Raw genomic sequence first — 17,415 nt, forward strand, 5'->3', positions numbered from 1 at the left:
TCTCCGATAATTAGTAAATAAATACAATAGGATAGTAAGAATGTGTCAAAATTAAATTGGCACATCTTCATTCTGCTGACAGCTTGGTTTTTATGTCTTTAGTTGATACAAGCTATACTTGGAATAGAAATAATAATAGAGTTTATATTTAGAGCCTGTTTAAATTTTGTTCAACAATAATTTAAACAGGCTCTAATAATTTTGAGTAATTTTAATCATCTTTACCTAATAAAGACTTGCCGGACTTTAACTGCTCTAATGCCTTGTTCTTAATCTCTTCAAAATTAAATTCTTCCCCGAGCGATGAGTATTGATTTATTGAAGATAAGATGCTGACACAGTTTGGCGGACACGCCCTCAGAGGGGACACTACCACTGAAACGAACCTTCCTTGTTATCAGAGTTTGGTGCGTTGTTGCGTGGTTCTACATACACTAAACTGTCTACAATATACTTTGTGTATCCTCGCCACGGCAGGGCGCCGTAATATTCCTTATAATGAAGTTTTACTTCTTCTCCGGCAAGGGTCATCAACCGTTTGGCGAGAGCCTCGTTTTCTATCGAAAAACTAAATTCGTTCGACTGAATCTTCCCTACCTCAACGCTTTTCAGCCCCGATTGGATAAGCTTACCCTCGTAAGTTTTAAATATATACCCTTGGTGCTGCACGTTGTTCAATCGTCCGGCTTTGATGCTGCCATCGCCGTAAGGTACATAAAACCAGAAATAGAAAAACCCTGCTCCAAGTAGCAACACCACAGCAAGGATGGTGATAAATATTTTCTTAACCTTTGCCATAATCTTTATACAGTTTTATGCTATTATAACCGATAAAGATGCTAACTTGTTTAAAGGCGGCATCACTTTCTTTTTTGCCGTTCGCGTTCGCGCCGCTCCTGTTCCTTTTGCCGGAGCCGTTCTTTGCGCTCTTCTTCTTTTTGTTTCAGACGTTCCTTGCGTTCACGCTCTTTCTGCTTAAGTTCGGCTTCGCGAGCTTTTTGGCGTTCTTTACGTTCGCGTTCTTTTTCTTTAAGGCGCTCCTTACGTTCTTTTTCCTTGTCTTTACGTTCCTGTACTTTTTGCTTCTGAGCGTCTTCTTTGGCTTTTTTAGCTGCTTTCGCTACATTTTTAATAGAGTCTTGGCGGAATTTTTCGGCATCCTCTTTTTCGCGAGCTTGCTGTTCTATCAGGTCTTGAGCAGCTTTTTCAATTTTCTGTATCGAGTCCTGACGGTGTTTCTCGGCCTGTTTAATAGCCTTCTCTGCTGCTTTGCGAGCTGCTTTTTCTTCTTTTAGTTGTTGTTTTTCTTCCTTCGTCAGTTTAGGCTTATCGTTGTCTTTGCTGAAAAGGTTTTTCAATCCGTCAACAGGGTTCTTGACAATTTGCTGGATGGTATTTACCGTGTTGTCAATTGTTTCTATTTGGTCGTCATCAAACAGGTCGGCTGCCGAAACCTCTGTTTTCAGCTCGGTTGTGCCATCATCTTTTTTCTCTATATCTACTCCTTCGGCGGGTTTCGGTTCAACTGTTGTTGTTGTATCTGTTGCAACCCCGTCGGGTTTCGTTTCCGGTTGTGTTACCTTTTCTTCGGCAAGGATATCTTCTTTTTCTTCAACCTTTTTTGGTTCTTCCAGAACATCTTTCAGATATTTTTCTTTTTCGGCCAAGATACGCTCCATTTCTTCCTGTTGCGCACGCTCAGTCTCTTCTTCTATTTGCATGTTCCAGTAAGAAATCACCTTACCCATGCTTGTGTTGTAATTCTTGGCAAAGAACTCGAAGTAAGAGTTTAATGTCTTACCCTTCATCAAGGAAGCATAATTATCGACCGATATGGGTACAAGTACTATTGTTGAATCGAGCTTTGACACCAAAGAATTTTTCTCGAAGGCCATATCTACATACTCTTTGATATCGCTCAACGAATTGAACTCTTTTACTTGTAGCATTTCGAGCGAATGAACGTTGGTAAAGGCAAGGTCGAATGTTTTGGAAACGAATTTCGAGAAGTTGTATGCCGCAACATCGTATATCAGCTTGTTTTTATCCACTTTCAGGGGATCGTATATAAACAGCAGCAGGTATCTGGCCTGATCGTCGACCGTGAACTGCACACTGTCGAGGTCTAAATTATCTAAATCGTCGCCAAAGGCGATATCCCATATCATACCCTTTGTCATGGAACCATCGGCTGCCAAAGTCCGTCCGTTTGCCAGATTTTTGAGCATGCCCGTAGCAACCTCCGATACATCTTCTTGCGGGTATTTCTCAACCAATTCTTTCAATCCACTCCTGAACTCATTTACATTGTTTGTCTGCGCATATGTCAACGCATTGAGGAACATGAATTTAGGCATGAGTTTAGAGAGAGGATATTTCTCCTTTACGTAGGTATAATTTTCGCGAACGGTATTTACCCGACTGTTCAGATAAGAATCATAAGTGGCATCGTATAGCGAATCCTGCAAGGAAAGCATATTTGCCATATTCCACTCGTAATTAGGGTCTGACAGGGTTTTGGCATAAGATTTTTCAGGAAATTGAGCCAACAACCTGCTACGATAAAGCTCCATGTTGGTTCTATCGCCCAGTTGCATATAGATAAGGAACAGTTGGTAATAAATCTCCTCCGTATTAGGTGTTTCGGGGAAGCGGCGCAAATCGGTATCGAATGTTTCGATTGCCAGATATGGATCGCTAAGACCTTCCCTATAGATTATCCCCATATTAAAAAGGGCATTGTCGATAATATCGTCCGACTCTTTCAAGGCTTCCGGCGTTAGCGGTAGCTGAGAGATGTAATATTCGGCAGAATATCTTTGAGCTTTTTCGTCTACTTCCGGTTTTTCTTCGTCTCCTGTTTTTTCGGTTGGGTTATCACCTTCTTTTTGTTCGCCATCGTCGGCCAAAAGGTCTTGCTGTTCGTCGCCGAATATAGGCTCTGTCTTATCCTTTCGCCGCCAGTTATCCTCGAGCTTGCGAGTTCCCCATTGCCGCTGGAAGGTTACTTTCCCCTGTGATACGGCTTGCGGATTGTAAAAGTAGAAGGACGATTGATTGCTGTTGCCGAACGTTGGCGTTTGCTGTTGATTGGGTGTTTGCTGATTGCGGTCGAACATAGATTCGGGTGTATCAGCATTGTCCCTACCCTCCTCACGAGCCAAGCGGCGAGCTTCTTCCTCCTGCTCTTTATCTTCTTTTTTCAGCCGTTCTATATAACGGTTTATAGTGTCAAGCCGTTCGGCTTCGGGCAACTTAGCCAGATATTGAATACTGTCCTGATCGTGCTGTGCCTGTGCATGCACAACAAGCCCGTCCAAAACCTCCGAACGTTGTGCCGCGCGGGGATATAGTTCATGCCTTTTGGTGAGGAGATTGACTACGTCCGAATAGCAAGGCTGCGCCTTCAGGAAATCGTGGCGGTCGAAATAAATATCGCCCAACTTTAACTGGCTGATTGCCTTATCAAATCCGTTTCGGGTGCTTTTTTCGGCTGCCAATTTATAATTTTCTATGGCTTTAACCGTATCGCCCTCATTCAGCCAAATGTTACCGATAGCATAATATACTTGGTCGAGATACTCTTTGTTTTTAGACGATTTGGCCATCCCGTTGAGTTTAGACAGCACCTTGTCGCGGTTCTTTGCATCGTAAAACTCAGATTGATGCATTGTGGCATTAAACGAGTACAGATAAGGCGTACTCATTCCATGCACCTTGTCGAAGGCTTTGTAGGCTTTTTGCCCTTCGTCGTTTTTGGCATACAGTTGCCCCAACAGGTAACGCAGGCGTATTTTTTGCTGCTTGTTCGACTCGTGCTTTATTGCCTGTTCTACATAGGGTATGGCTGCCTCGTATTCTTTGTTACGTACCAGATAATTGGCATAGATGGATGAAAATTCCTTTCTCAGATTTTTGGGGACGCCTCCGGCTGCCTGTATTTTCTGGAGTATATTTTCAGCTTCGTAAAACCATCCCATCTGTGTGTAGCTCAAAGCCGTCCATAAACGAGCTTCGGCTAATATCTCTTCATTCTGATTGTAGAGATGCGTAATGTAGGTAAAGGTTGTAACGGCCTGCATGTAGTCTTCGTTCTGATACTCGGCTTTTCCCATCAGTAACCATGCGTTTTTCAGAAAAGGATTAAACTCCCTCTGTTTGAGCCACTGCTGGTATTTTTGGTTTTTACGTTTATCGGGGTCGCGCTGAGGCTTTGCCTTTATGGAGTGCAGCTTTATTGCTTTGGTACATTTGTCGATGGTTATATCGAAAGGGCCTCCCACTTTCTTGTTTTCGTCCAGTTCGGGATTATAAGGGTAAACCGAAAGTATATCCGAAAGATTATCCTGACTACCGTTCAGTTTGTTTTTCAAGGCATCCTCATAGGCCTGCTCGGCATTGAAATAGATGTTGTAGCGTGTATTGATAGAATGGTAGGCACGGGTTACAGACGTGTTCTTTTTGGTAGAACACGAAACGAAAAACAAAGCTAATATTATAGTAACCGCCCAAGCGGTATATTGTTTACGGATATGCAACACGTATCAGTGTATAAAATAGTGATATATTATAAACACAAAAATAGCCTTTTTATTGTCCTGTCATCTCGCTCACATTAATTTTATGGTGCGCAAAGACTATCTTTTCACTGCGGGAGGCTTTATACGCCACCTCCCCGGCATAGGTTAGGTGAGGCGATTTACGGATTCCACCCCTTTTATTTTATGTATCTGGGTGCAAAGTTTTTGCAAGCTTTTAACATTATGCACATAGAGTTTTATCCGTCCTTCAAAGATACCGTCGTTCGATTCGATATTGAATATCTTTATGTTGAACGAATCGGATATTATACTTTTGGTTATATCGTTTATCATACCTATGCGGTCTATACCCCTGACTATAATTGTAGCCAAAAACGAAAATTGCGAACTCTCGCTCCATGTCACATTTACGATTTTATCTCCTTGACTGGCTTTCAGTTTTATGCCCACAGGACAGTTTATGGCGTGAACTTCTACCTCGTTCTTTTCGTTTACAAAGCCAAATACCTTATCGCCCGGTATGGGGTTGCAACAGTCTAAAACTTTAAAGTTTTTCTTAAATCCGTTCTCTTCGAGCACGTAAGTTGCTTTTTTGTCGATAGGGGCATTTGTTATTTCGGCAACGATGTTCGATTTGTCGTCCGATTTCTTAACCACATTCATTGCCTGTTTCACGTACTTTATCAGGAAGTTACGGTTTCCGCGGCTGTCGCTCACCAGTTTGTTCAACTTGTTGGGCAGTTCAAGGTTTTTGGAGCCGATGGCATAAAACAAATCTTCTTTTTTGTTCAGCTTATAATAGTCAAGCACACGGTCTATAACCGGTTGCGATACTTCTACATTGGCTTCTTTCAGCAAAAAGCGGAAGCGTTCTTCGCCCAGCTTCACCACTTCTTTGCGTATTTTTCGCAGGGCTTGTTCTACCTTGGTTCTGGCCTTTGCCGTGGTTACAATGTTTACCCATTCGGGTTGTGGCTGTTGTGTTTTGGAGGTAAGTATTTCTACCTGATCTCCGCTATTCAGTTTTTGGCTTAACGGAACAAGGTTGTGGTTTATCTTTGCCCCTATACAACGATTGCCGATATCGGAATGGAGATCGTACGCAAAATCGAGAGCGGTTGCTCCTTGTGCCAGAGTACGCAACTGCCCCTTGGGGGTAAAGACAAATATTTCTTGCGAAAACAGATTCAGTTTTATCGTATCAAGAAAATCAATGGCATTGGGGTTAGGATCGGTCAAAACCTCTTGCACGGTTTTTATCCATTTATCAAATTCGTTATCTTCCTCAATCTTACCTTCTTTATACTTCCAATGGGCGGCAAAACCTTTTTCGGCAATATCGTCCATCCGCCGGCTTCGTATCTGTACTTCCATCCATTCGCCATCGGGGCCCATCACCGTGAGATGCAAGGCCTGATAACCGTTTGCTTTAGGACGGCTCACCCAATCGCGAATCCGGTCGGGTTTCAACCTATAAATCTCGGTTATCACCGTATAGATATCCCAACAGCGTTTCCGTTCGTCTTCGCCGGGCATTGTATCAAATATGATTCTTACGGCAAAGATATCGTATATCTCCTCGAACGAAACCGATTTTTTCTGCATCTTGTTCCATATGGAGTAGACCGATTTTTCGCGCGACTTTATTTCGAATCGAATTCCTAAGGTTTTGAGTCGTTCGTTTATAGGTTCTGCAAAATGCAGGAATTCATCGCTGCGCTTTTTCTTTGTTTCCTCAAGTTTCCGAACAATATTGTTGTAGGCTTCGGGGTTTTCGTATTTGAAGCTGAGGTCTTCGAGTTCCGTCTTTATGGCAAACAAGCCCAAGCGGTGGGCAAGCGGTGCATAAATATAGATGGTTTCGCCGGCAATCTTATACTGTTTGGCTGGCGACATTGCCCCCAAAGTGCGCATATTGTGCAAGCGGTCTGCTATCTTGATGAGTATAACCCGAATATCTTCGGACATGGTGAGCAGGAGTTTTCTGAAATTTTCGGCTTGTGCCGATACATTTTCGCCAAACATACCGCTCGATATTTTTGTTAGCCCGTCAACAATATTGGCAATTTTTTCTCCAAAAAGCATTTTCAGGTCTTCGACCGTATAGTCGGTATCTTCCACAACATCGTGCAGCAAAGCTGCCGAAATAGATGTAGACCCAAGGCCTATATCATTACAAACAATCTTAGCAACGGCTATGGGATGCAGTATATATGGTTCGCCCGATTTGCGTTTAACTCCCTTGTGCGCTTCGTTAGCCACATTAAAAGCCTTGGTGATAAGCTCCACTTTGCGCCGGTGCTTTGAATTGACATAATCGTTTATCAATTCATTAAACGCATCCTCGACCATCTGCTCGCCATTGATAATTTCTTCTTTTTTGCTCATAAAGTTTTTTTAGGCATTTTTTGGAACTAAGAAAACAAAAATAAAAAAATAACTCCGAATGCTTATTTATTCAGAGTTATTTTTTTGGATTTAATATTTTCTTCCTTCGCTTATTTTTGTGGAATCTTCAGTTTTTGCCCCAGCGAAAGTTTTGTGCTTTTCAGATTGTTGGCTCTCTTAATATCGGCCACCGTTACTCTCCGGTATTTGCTTGCAATACCCGACAGGGTATCGTTTTTCTTTACTGTATAAATTACGGTTTTTTTCTTTTTTGGTTTTTCGGGCTTGGTTGTTGTTTTAGCCTTTGGTGTGCTTTCTTGCTGAGGCTTCACTTCCACAGATTGCGCTTCCTGTGTATCGGCAGCAAACGATGTTTCCTGTTGGTTAGATGCGCTTGGTTTTTCTTCTGGGATATGTATTATAAGCCTTACACCCACCTTAACGGCACTCGATGATATTTTATTCCATTTCTGGATATCCTCCTTCTCTACATCGTAACGGTTGGCTATCGAGGTCAGAGTTTCGCCTATGCGCACTTTATGATATACGGTGCGGGTATTCTCTGTATAAGCTCGGTTACCGCGATTTTCTGTTTTTAGCTCAGTAATATCCGACTCATGGCCTAATTCATTACTGTGGTTTTGTTTGTTTTTCAGATAGTTGCCAATCAGACTTTCGGTATCGGTATTCGCCAATGCGCTACTGCTGTCTGTTGCTGGCGATGATGATGTAGTTGTCGATTCCGTATTTTGTGCCAATTGGTCTGTTGGTTTTGCCGATGGTTTGGTATAAATGGGCTTATTGATAGTGAGGCGTCGGCCTACGGAAAGTTTATTAGACCGGAGCCTGTTCCAACTCTTTATTTGAGAGGATGATACTCCATGTTTTCTTGCAATAGAACCTAATGTTTCTCCTTTGCGTACTTTATGCACAAGTTTTCGGGTACTCAATTTTCCGTTGCTGGCAGAATTGGAATAGCCCTCTACTTCCACTGTTTTACGGTGAGCCAACAATTCTTCCGTCCGGTGTTTGTAGATGGTATCGGACAGGCTGATGAAATCGGTAATTTTAGAAGATGGTAAGCATATGTAATAGGGCTTATAATCGCCCGGAACCATGTCTTTTTTATATTGCGGATTTAAAGTACGGATATCTTCGATAGGAATATTCAGTATGTCGGCAATCTGCTGAAAATGAACTGTTTTATTCACCGTTATGGTATCCAGGGTAGAAGGGAACTCATATTCCATAGGGCATATGTTATGCTCCTTGTAATAGTTCATGATGTATGTTGCTGCTATGAAGGCAGGCACATATCCCCTTGTTTCGCGTGGCAGATAAGGATAGATAGACCAATAATCTGTCCGTCCGTTGCTACGGCGGATAGCTTTATTTACATTGCGAGGGCCACAGTTGTAGGCGGCAATAACCAAGTTCCAGTCGCCATATATTCCATAAAGGTCTTTAAGGTAACGGGCTGCGGCATCGGTTGCTTTCAGAGGGTCGCGCCGTTCGTCAACAAGGCTGTTTATTTCGAGGTCGTACATTTTTCCTGTACCCAATATAAACTGCCAAAGGCCTGTTGCCCCCATAGGCGAAACAGCCGTGGGTTTCAGTGCTGATTCAATAACGGGTAGGTATTTAAGCTCTAAAGGAAGATCATATTTGTCGAGGGCATGTTCAAATATTGGGAAATAATAATCGCCCCGGGCAAGCATATAAGCTACCTGATTGCGACGACGCCCCGAGTACATATCGATATAAGTACGTACAATCGGATTGTATGCCAGTTCCATGATAGAAGGAAAAGAATACAGGCGGTTGATGTAAACAGAATCGGGGTAAACAGCATCTTGCGACGAAGTTTCCTTGCAAAGGGTTGATGGTTTTGTGTTTCTTGACCATTCTTCGAGCAAAGCGTCAAAATTACGTTCTATCTCTGCCGGAATCACTATATCCGGGTCGGTAATCGTATCTTTCAATGATATTTCCCGCTGTTGAGCCAAGAGGCTGAAACATGCAAAAAATATGTATAAAGAGGTAATTGCAATTTTTCTCATCATAAATTTTCTTCTAAAAACAAGGAACAGTCCGATTGTAACACACAATCAGAAATTTATACTGCACTGAAAGCCTACGGCTCCGTAGCGCGACTCTACTGTTTTCAAAACAGCAGGTTCTATTCTGAACGACAAATCTTCCGAGATATTAAAGTCGAACAACTGGGCATCTACATAAGCATCAATCATGCATACGGCATAAAGGGCTACTGTGCCTATTATGCTCAAATCGCGATATCTGCGGAAATAATCTCTTTTTCTCTTAAAAGCTCCTTGATAACTCACAATCTGCGCGTCTGTAAGATCGTCCAGACTGGTGTTGGAACTAAGAAATACCAACCACTTGGAACTGTTTTCGGGGCTTCGGGGATCATCACTCATAATAGCCTTGTAAGCATCCGTATAATCGTTATAATAGCGTCCATTCCACGATATGGCATAAGCCAAACCTATAAACCCGCCATAAACGATGGGCAATTTCCAATACCGCCTGTTGTATATTTGCCCCAATCCCGGACAGATAGCCGAATACAAGACTGCTTTCTTTGGGTCGGGCCTAAATATCTTTACTTCGGTTCTGGTGAACGCTATGGAATCTGCAGGCAAAGTTGCCCGATAAAATTCGGCCGAATCTATGACCATTGGCACAGCCTGAATCACAGAATTTGTATCTGGGGCGATAACCTCAGCCGACTTCACAATGTTTAAACTGTCCTGAGCATTCAACGGAAGGCAGCCCATCAGTAAAATAATAAACAGCGTGATTGCAGAGGTTAACTTCATTTGATATATTCCGTAATTTCCGTTTTTATTTTTTCAATTGGTCAAAAACCGATATTATTCGTTCAAGTTCTTCTTCCGATTTGAAAGGAATGCTTATTTTCCCTTTTCCTTGCTCATTGCAGGTGAATTGTATTTTGGTATCGAAAAACTTAGATAAATGTTTCTTCAACAGTTCAAATTCTTCGGGGGTAGCTTTGTGCATACCTCCGCTTTTAGCCGTTTGTACAGCAGCTTTTTCTTTTTTTATTTCCTGCAAGTTTTCGCCACCGTTCAGGGCTTTCACATATTCCTCAACTTTGCGGACAGACAATCCCTCCTCTATTATCAACTCATAAATCTCGATTTGGGTTGCCGGATCGTCGAGTGTGACAAGTGTACGGGCATGAGCCATATCAATTTTTTTGTCACGGATGCCCATTTGTATCTCGGCCGGTAGTTTCAGCAAGCGCAGGTAATTGGCTATTGTTGTCCTCTTCTTTCCTATTCGCTCGCTTAATTGCTCTTGTGTTAGGTTTAGTGTATCCAGTAAGTTTTGATAGGCCAGTGCTATTTCTATCGAATTCAGGTCTTCACGTTGGATGTTTTCTATCAAGGCTATCTCCAGAACATCGTCGTCGGCAGCAGTCTTGATATATGCCGGAATCTGCTCCAGACCGGCCATTTGCGATGCTCTGTACCGGCGTTCGCCGGCTATAATCTGGTAGTTATCCTCATCAATCTGGCGTAGGGTGATGGGTTGCACTACTCCAACTTGCCTGATGGATGCAGCCAATTCGGCAAGCGCTTCGGCATCAAAATCGTGCCGGGGCTGATCGGGGTTGGGATGTATCTTCGATATTGCTATTTCACTGATAGAAGATGAACCCTGTACTTGTACGTCATCCATCGTGATAAGTGCATCCAGACCTCTGCCTAAAGCTGATTTTTTTGCCATATTATTTATTGAAATTTTATTTGGTTAATGTGCAAAGTTATGAATTTTTCTCGATAAGCTCTTTTGCCAACTGCATATGGTTGATACTCCCGCGCGAGGCAGCATCATATAGAATAACGGGTTGAGCAAAACTCTGCGACTCGCTCAACTTAACGTTACGCTGTATGACGGTAGCGAATACCAATTCCTGGAAATGTTTCTTCACTTCCTCGTATATCTGGTTGGCCAATCGCAAGCGAGCGTCGTACATAGTGAGCAAGAAGCCTTCAATCTCTAAGTCGGGGTTAAGCTTCGACTTTATAATCTTTATCGTATTCAGCAGTTTACTGATACCCTCAAGGGCAAAGTATTCGCACTGAACAGGAATAATGACCGAATCGGCCGCTGTGAGGGCATTAACCGTTATCAATCCCAACGAAGGAGAACAGTCTATCAATATATAGTCATATTCGTCTTTTAAGGGACGCAGAACAGCAGCTAAACGTTTTTCGCGATTCTCTATATTCAGCATCTCCAATTCGGCCCCAACCAAATTGATGTGCGAAGGTATAATATCCAACCTTTCTACTTCTGTTTTCTGGATAGAGTCTTGAGCCGTAGCTTCGCCGATAAGACATTCGTAGATAGTTTTCTTTATGTGGCGTATATCAATACCCAATCCTGACGAGGCATTTGCCTGAGGGTCGGCATCTACAACCAGCACTTTTTTTTCGAGAGTAGCTAACGAAGCAGCCAAATTGATTGTTGTAGTTGTTTTACCAACTCCTCCCTTTTGGTTTGCCAAAGCTATGATTTTACCCATGTATAATTTTCAGTTTTTAATTTGCAGCACAAAATAAAGAATAAAATCAGTTTCTTATTTTATCTATCTTGTTATAAATAGTTTATATGTTGAAAACTGTCCTTTTCTGTTAATAAAGTGTATAAAATACATAAACCCAACAGTTTGCATATGCAAAGAAAGGGGGTTGCCGACATAAGACAACCCCCTTTGCGTTTTTATTGTATTTTTTATGTTTATTTATCTAAAACAAATATCACAACGCGGTTCCATTCGTTAACTTCATATGGCTGCACTTTGTCTCCCGACCAGTCAACTGATACTCTTGAAGGACTTACGCCATAAGTACTGATTAGTGATTTGGCTACATTTTTAGAACGACGTTCCGACAGCTTCATGTTGTAAGCAGGGTAAGCGGTTTTCTTATCGGCATATCCTGTAACAATAACTTTTACATCCGGATGTGCTTGCAAATAATTTGCAGCTTTTTCTATTTTAACCCATTCTGACTTATCAATAACTGATTTATCGATACGGAAGAATACTGGGTCTGGAAGGAACTTAGTAGTTTGAGGTTTTTCTTCCTCTTGTGGCTGTGGTTGTGGCACCGGAGGACATTCAGGACATTCAGGACATTCCTTGTTTCTCAAATCGTTTATCGTACGGTTTAGGTCGTCTATCAAACCATAATCCACAGGTTCGCACACATTCCATGTGCTCTTTCCAATTTTATAAGTAACACCCCCTACAACCTGAGCAACAAGATCTGTTACAACATTGTCACCGGCATGGCCGTCAAAATCGTCTGGATACATCGACAATGTACCTTCAGCAAAGATATTCCATTTGTCGTTCATGCGGAACTTGAATTGAAGACCGGCATTTGCTCCAAAGCCATCGTAAGCAATCTGTCCTTTATGAGGGAATACATGGAAGTAAGTAAGACCGGCAAAAGGAGTGATCTCAAAAGACCTTTTTGGGTCGTAATTTCCTATAAGAGTAAGGAAATCGAACATAAAATCGAGGTTAGTAGCCAAGTAATGTACATGTTGCATATACAATTTGCCATCACCACTATTCTTACTCCAATAATATTCTCCTTTTCCATTTTGAGCAATACCACCACCATCTAAGTACCATCCCATATAGTTCCATTGAGGATCCCATGTCAACATATTAGTCCCCTGCTCTTTGGGGTAATTAGGGTAGTTTTCAGGCTTCGCATACCCTTCGCCCAAGTAGTTTTTAGAACCTTTGTTCCACTTACGGTATGTACCGGCTTGTCCATCGTTATAGCCGTGAAGCGACCCTCCGGTTAAATTAAGTCTTAACCCCCAAATAGGAGAAAAGTACTTACCGATTGTAAACGACGGTGCATAGGTAACAGCTTTCAACTGATCTCCTTTATCGTCATCTTCGCCCATTAGTAACTGCGCACCACTACCGAAAGATATAAACCAAGTGTCTTTGAATCGATTTTTTTCCCAGGTAGTTTTGTAAGTGTTGTATTTCTTCTGTGTTGTTTCTTGCTCAGTAACTTGTTGAGCGTTTAGTGTAAAGCTGCATCCTATAAGAAATGCGGCCGTTAGTAATCGTTTTTTCATATTTAAAACATTATGATTATGAATGACATAATATCTCTTGGACTGCAAAAATAATACAAATTTCGATACCAAAACACTTTTTCGCAAAAATATTTTTCGGGATACAGTTAAACTATAATTTATTAAGACAGGTTCAGTCTGGTTTTAATGTATTATATTTGCAGAGGTTTTTATTGTCAAGAGCAACAATACAAAGTATGTGTACAATGAATATGTTTTCCAATAAATCTTTCTGTTGGATTAAAAATAAATTAGAGCAATCATCGGTTTCGGTCGATAACTGTTATTTGACAATTGCCCGGAATAGCAAGGTGAAGAAATTGCTGAGTGCCTTGTTTTTACTCTTTGTCTTTTTCGTTATTTTTTTTCTTAACAGGTACTCTATATTTCAGGGCGACGACTATGCTTATTCCTTTGTGTTTTCGACAAGCGAAAGGATATCCGGCCTCAGCGATATTGTTCACTCCCAGCTAATTCATTATAAGCTATGGGGTGGACGGACTGTTGTACACTCCATTCTCCAACTACTGCTAATGGGCAGCCCGCTAACCATTGACATTATAAACTCCTTGGCCTTTGTGCTTCTTGTTGTAGTAATGTACTATCATGCAAAAGGGCGTAGCGAACATTCGTTTAGCTTGCTTGGGGGAATGTTTTTTTTGGTATGGATACTTCAACCTGTTTTTGCTGATACTGTGTTGTGGGTTACAGGCAGTGTAAACTATCTGTGGGGAACGGTTATTATTCTCCTATTCCTTTTACCATACCGTTTATACCAAGGAAAAGAAAGAAAAGGAGCAGCCTTTATATTCCAAACCGCCATATTCTTTTTATTGGGTATCGTGGCAGGATGGACAAACGAGAATACCGCAGTGGCAATGATTGCCATGATTTTGCTTTTCCTTTTATCCTATAAAGTAAATAATATCAAGATTCCTGCCTGGGCCATTGCCGGACTTGCAGGGGGCATAATAGGCTTCGTTATGATGATTGTTGCACCGGGAAACTTTGCCCGCGCGGAGGGAGCATCGCCTTCGGCTCTCAAGATTGTGTACAATCTGCTGACTTCAACACAGTTTTTTGTTTATTACTTGGGGGCTCTCAACCTTATTATGATTATTTTCTTGGTAATATACCATAGAATAAGCCTATCGGGCAAACGACAATTATTCCTTTATGTGGCTATATACATGGTTGGTGTGTTAGGGGCTATATACTCTATGACCTTTTCTCCGGCTTTTCCTCCGCGTGCTTGGTTTGGAGCCATTTGTCTGAACATTATTGCCGCAGGTATAGCATACAAACACCTCTTGTCGGACAAAAAACTCGTACGCCAAATAAAAACCGCCATCACTGTCTATATTTTCCTTATGTTCGGATTCAGCTTTTATGATGCTGCCAAAGACGTAACCACATTAGCCAACGAACGAGGGGATAGAGAGGCTTTCATAGCAACTCAAAAAGAAAAAGGAGAGAAAAAGGTCGTACTTAAAAAAGCTTATCCGAAAACAAAATTCGGGCTTATAGACGCTACTTATGGTGTTAAATTCATGTCAGAATATTATGGTATTGAAATCGAATTTGCAGACTGAAAACCAACTCAGTTACGGTCAAAAGATAGGAATGATGATAGGGTTTGTCATCACCGCCGTTTTTTTCTTGCTTATTTTTTCTTATTCAACCAGCCCTTTATATAGCTACTTAGGTTACGATAGCGCTATTTTTATGCTTATAGGCCGAGCCATTGGAGAGGGTAAACTGCTTTATGTAGATATTTTCGATCATAAGGGCCCTGTCCTTTTCTTTTTACAGGCATTGGGGATGAAGCTGGGTGGATATATGGGAATCTTTATTCTGCAAATAATTAATCTGACTATTATACAATGGTACACTTATAAACTGGCAGTTCTGATAAAAATACCTTTGAAGTACTTACCCCTGCCTATTTTTGTCAGTTTTGTGTTTTGGGGAATAACTGCCGAGGGTGGTAATCTGACCGAAGAATACAGTATTACTCCAATTTTAATCAGCCTTTATCTTGCCCTTAAATATTCTTTTTCCGGATCGAAGCAACACCCGCCTGTATACGCATTAGTGTATGGCATTTGTTTTTCAGCAATGGCTTTCACACGCCTATCGAACAACACTGGCCTATGTGGCATTATTCTGGCTGTGGGGCTTTGTCTGATTGCAGACAAGCAATGGAAAAATCTTTTACTCAATATTGGGGCATTCTTGTTAGGAATCCTTTGCATTACGTTGCCTGTTTGCCTATATTTTGCTTTGAACGGTACTTTCGACGAAATGATATACGCAACCTTTACCTTCAACTTCAAATATGTATCTGTTCATAGTCATAATTATGGATATGGACTGTCGGTCAAAGATTTAGTTTTTCTGAGTTATATTATTTTCCCTTGCTTTACAGCTATTTTCGCGGCTTTCTTATTATGGAGAAAAAATAAGAATGGAAAAGCGCTTATTTGTATTATTTGTGTAGCTATTACTACCGCAATAGGCATTAAGCTTGGCTTGAAGAGCGAACATTATTCGATGATGAATATTCCTGTTCTCATTGTGGGGCTTATCCTTTCTGTTCGTGTATTGAAAGAAACCGGTTTCAGTAAAACTATTAAATGGATACTTGCCATATGTATAATTTGCCCAAGTTTGGTATATACAAAAAAGACTTTAGCCATAAAAAAAATGTACGACTGGTCGGAAAACGTATATGAAAACTTTTTCTTTACAGATAAAGCTACTGTCTATAAAATAATTCCGGAGAAAGACCGTGATAGTGTTTTTGGCTACAATCTGCAATCTTCGTGGTACTTAGAAACCGATATACTGCCTCCTTTCAGATTCTATACCAATCAGGAAGCGTGGGCAAGGGCAGATGAGCAGGTGTTTAACGAAATGAACCATTATCTGCGAACCACTCCTCCAAAGTGGATAGCTATACCCCGTCCCGAAACCCAATACCCAATAACGGGAGTAGACTCTAACCCCGTATTAAAAGAGGTTCTGCAAAATGAGTATGAAGAAAAGGGGAAAGATTTTGTACATAGCTATTATAGGCGTAAACACTAAAAGAAAAAGATGCAGCACGCTATATTGATAACGGCATATAAAAACAGGAAACAGTTGGAAGGTCTGATAGATACTTTCAGCCCGAATTTCAGGTGTTATATCCATATAGACAAAAAAAGTTCTCTTTCGGATAATGATTTGGAAATATTGAGCAAAAAACCGAATGTTGACTTCGTTTGCCGTCATTATAAAATTAACTGGGGAGGCGTAAACCACCTGTTGGCCATAATAATGCTATTGCAGGAAGCGATAAAAAATCCGGCTAACCAGTATTTTCATCTCATTACAGGGCAGGACTTCCCTATAAAACCGGTGATGGATATAGACCGTTTTTTTGAAGAAAACAATGGACGGGAATTTATGGAAGTATTCAAAATGCCATACGAGAAATGGTGGTATGGCGGATACGACCGTATTGACCAATATGTGTTTGCCGACGCTTTTAACCGGAAATCGACTTTCGGCAAGGCAGTGATTCGCACATCGGTACTGATTCAGCGAAAATTAGGATTCAAACGTAAATATTACGAAGGATTCCCCGAATTATATGGAGGCTCCACATACTGGTCTGTAAGTCGCGATTGTGCCCACTATATAACACAATATATAGATAATAATCCTCGCTATCTGAAACGCTTTAAATATACCTTCTGCACCGAAGAGATATTTTTTCAGACCATTGTCATGAACTCTCCTTTTGGTAAGAATGTAACCAACAATCCCCTCCGGTACATTGTATGGGAAGTACGTAATGGGAATTTCCCGGCAAACCTTGATGAACAAGACGAAGAAGCCATCCGGCAATCGGACGCCATATTTGCCCGTAAATTCGAAAGCCCCGTATCGGATGGTCTATTATCAAATATAAAAAAAAGGATAAAACAGTAAATATTAGACAATAAAAAGCCTCTAATGTTTAAATAATTTTAAATGCGTCAAAATTACCCTTTTAATATTTGTGGTAAATGAAATAGCTCTTTAAATTTGTACTGTGTTTTTCATAGTATTAGATTTAAGGTTATAATAAAAGAGATTGGGTTGTCGGGAGGACAACCTTTTCTTGTTTTTAGCCTTACCCCCACATCTTCATTATCCAAAGCTTTTCTTGTGTAGAATATATCAAAATGGGAGGCATATAATCAGGGCAACCGCATCAAAATTTCATCATAATTTGTAGAAATGTTATCTTCGTCTCATGAATACATTAATCTCTCCCTATTTTGCTGAAGTTACA

The 17,415-nt window shown here is 41.1% G+C and carries 10 protein-coding genes and 1 pseudogene; 3 read left to right on the forward strand and 8 right to left on the reverse strand.

What is annotated here, in order from left to right:
• Positions 1-369: 369 nt before the first annotated feature.
• The 8 genes and pseudogenes from M2132_RS08280 to M2132_RS08315 all read right to left on the reverse strand — a co-directional run bounded on the left by M2132_RS08280 (position 370) and on the right by M2132_RS08315 (position 13,091).
• Entirely contained in the window at positions 370-798 is a 429-nt protein-coding gene (locus M2132_RS08280) for a hypothetical protein (RefSeq protein WP_280672889.1), read from the reverse strand.
• A 62-nt stretch (positions 799-860) separates the two neighbouring features.
• Positions 861-4,538, reverse strand: coding sequence for a hypothetical protein (locus M2132_RS08285; protein ID WP_280672890.1), 3,678 nt, complete (start codon positions 4,536-4,538; stop codon positions 861-863).
• A 147-nt stretch (positions 4,539-4,685) separates the two neighbouring features.
• Positions 4,686-6,929 (reverse strand): bifunctional (p)ppGpp synthetase/guanosine-3',5'-bis(diphosphate) 3'-pyrophosphohydrolase, encoded by a 2,244-nt coding sequence (locus M2132_RS08290; protein ID WP_280672891.1) that lies wholly within the window; start codon positions 6,927-6,929, stop codon positions 4,686-4,688.
• A 797-nt stretch (positions 6,930-7,726) separates the two neighbouring features.
• Positions 7,727-8,992: pseudogene (locus M2132_RS12060) on the reverse strand (transglycosylase SLT domain-containing protein); the annotation flags it as partial.
• A gap of 45 nt (positions 8,993-9,037) precedes the next feature.
• A complete protein-coding gene (locus tag M2132_RS08300; RefSeq protein WP_280672893.1) occupies positions 9,038-9,772 on the reverse strand; it encodes a DUF5683 domain-containing protein in 735 nt (244 codons plus the stop codon).
• 25 nt (positions 9,773-9,797) lie between these two features.
• Complete coding sequence (locus tag M2132_RS08305; protein ID WP_280672894.1) at positions 9,798-10,706, reverse strand: ParB/RepB/Spo0J family partition protein; 909 nt, start codon at positions 10,704-10,706, stop codon at positions 9,798-9,800.
• 37 nt (positions 10,707-10,743) lie between these two features.
• Complete coding sequence (locus M2132_RS08310; protein WP_280672895.1) at positions 10,744-11,508, reverse strand: ParA family protein; 765 nt, start codon at positions 11,506-11,508, stop codon at positions 10,744-10,746.
• A gap of 215 nt (positions 11,509-11,723) precedes the next feature.
• Positions 11,724-13,091, reverse strand: a complete 1,368-nt coding sequence (locus tag M2132_RS08315; RefSeq protein ID WP_280672896.1) for an OmpA family protein — start codon at positions 13,089-13,091, stop codon at positions 11,724-11,726.
• A gap of 212 nt (positions 13,092-13,303) precedes the next feature.
• On the opposite strand from M2132_RS08315, the gene M2132_RS08320 reads away from it, so the two are divergent.
• The 3 genes from M2132_RS08320 to M2132_RS08330 are packed head-to-tail and all read left to right on the forward strand — an operon-like array spanning position 13,304 to position 17,069.
• Positions 13,304-14,683: a DUF6056 family protein gene (locus M2132_RS08320; RefSeq protein ID WP_280672897.1), complete on the forward strand. Its 1,380-nt coding sequence runs from the start codon at positions 13,304-13,306 to the stop codon at positions 14,681-14,683.
• Positions 14,655-16,181: a hypothetical protein gene (locus M2132_RS08325; RefSeq protein WP_280672898.1), complete on the forward strand. Its 1,527-nt coding sequence runs from the start codon at positions 14,655-14,657 to the stop codon at positions 16,179-16,181. The genes M2132_RS08320 and M2132_RS08325 overlap by 29 nt, the downstream gene beginning before the upstream one ends.
• A 9-nt stretch (positions 16,182-16,190) precedes the next feature.
• Complete coding sequence (locus M2132_RS08330) at positions 16,191-17,069, forward strand: beta-1,6-N-acetylglucosaminyltransferase (protein ID WP_280672899.1); 879 nt, start codon at positions 16,191-16,193, stop codon at positions 17,067-17,069.
• Positions 17,070-17,415 lie beyond the last annotated feature (346 nt).

The sequence above is a fragment of the Dysgonomonas sp. PH5-45 genome (assembly GCF_029893235.1).
In the GTDB taxonomy this organism is placed as follows: Bacteria; Bacteroidota; Bacteroidia; order Bacteroidales; family Dysgonomonadaceae; genus UBA1309.

What these genes read in the sequence shown, in the direction of transcription:
- M2132_RS08280 (WP_280672889.1), bottom strand. Translation starts at nt 798, where the DNA reads ATGGCAAAGGTTAAGAAAATATTTATCACCATCCTTGCTGTGGTGTTG.
- M2132_RS08290 (WP_280672891.1), bottom strand. Translation starts at nt 6,929, where the DNA reads ATGAGCAAAAAAGAAGAAATTATCAATGGCGAGCAGATGGTCGAGGAT.
- M2132_RS08300 (WP_280672893.1), bottom strand. Translation starts at nt 9,772, where the DNA reads ATGAAGTTAACCTCTGCAATCACGCTGTTTATTATTTTACTGATGGGC.
- M2132_RS08305 (WP_280672894.1), bottom strand. Translation starts at nt 10,706, where the DNA reads ATGGCAAAAAAATCAGCTTTAGGCAGAGGTCTGGATGCACTTATCACG.
- M2132_RS08310 (WP_280672895.1), bottom strand. Translation starts at nt 11,508, where the DNA reads ATGGGTAAAATCATAGCTTTGGCAAACCAAAAGGGAGGAGTTGGTAAA.
- M2132_RS08315 (WP_280672896.1), bottom strand. Translation starts at nt 13,091, where the DNA reads ATGAAAAAACGATTACTAACGGCCGCATTTCTTATAGGATGCAGCTTT.
- M2132_RS08320 (WP_280672897.1), top strand. Translation starts at nt 13,304, where the DNA reads ATGTTTTCCAATAAATCTTTCTGTTGGATTAAAAATAAATTAGAGCAA.
- M2132_RS08325 (WP_280672898.1), top strand. Translation starts at nt 14,655, where the DNA reads ATGGTATTGAAATCGAATTTGCAGACTGAAAACCAACTCAGTTACGGT.
- M2132_RS08330 (WP_280672899.1), top strand. Translation starts at nt 16,191, where the DNA reads ATGCAGCACGCTATATTGATAACGGCATATAAAAACAGGAAACAGTTG.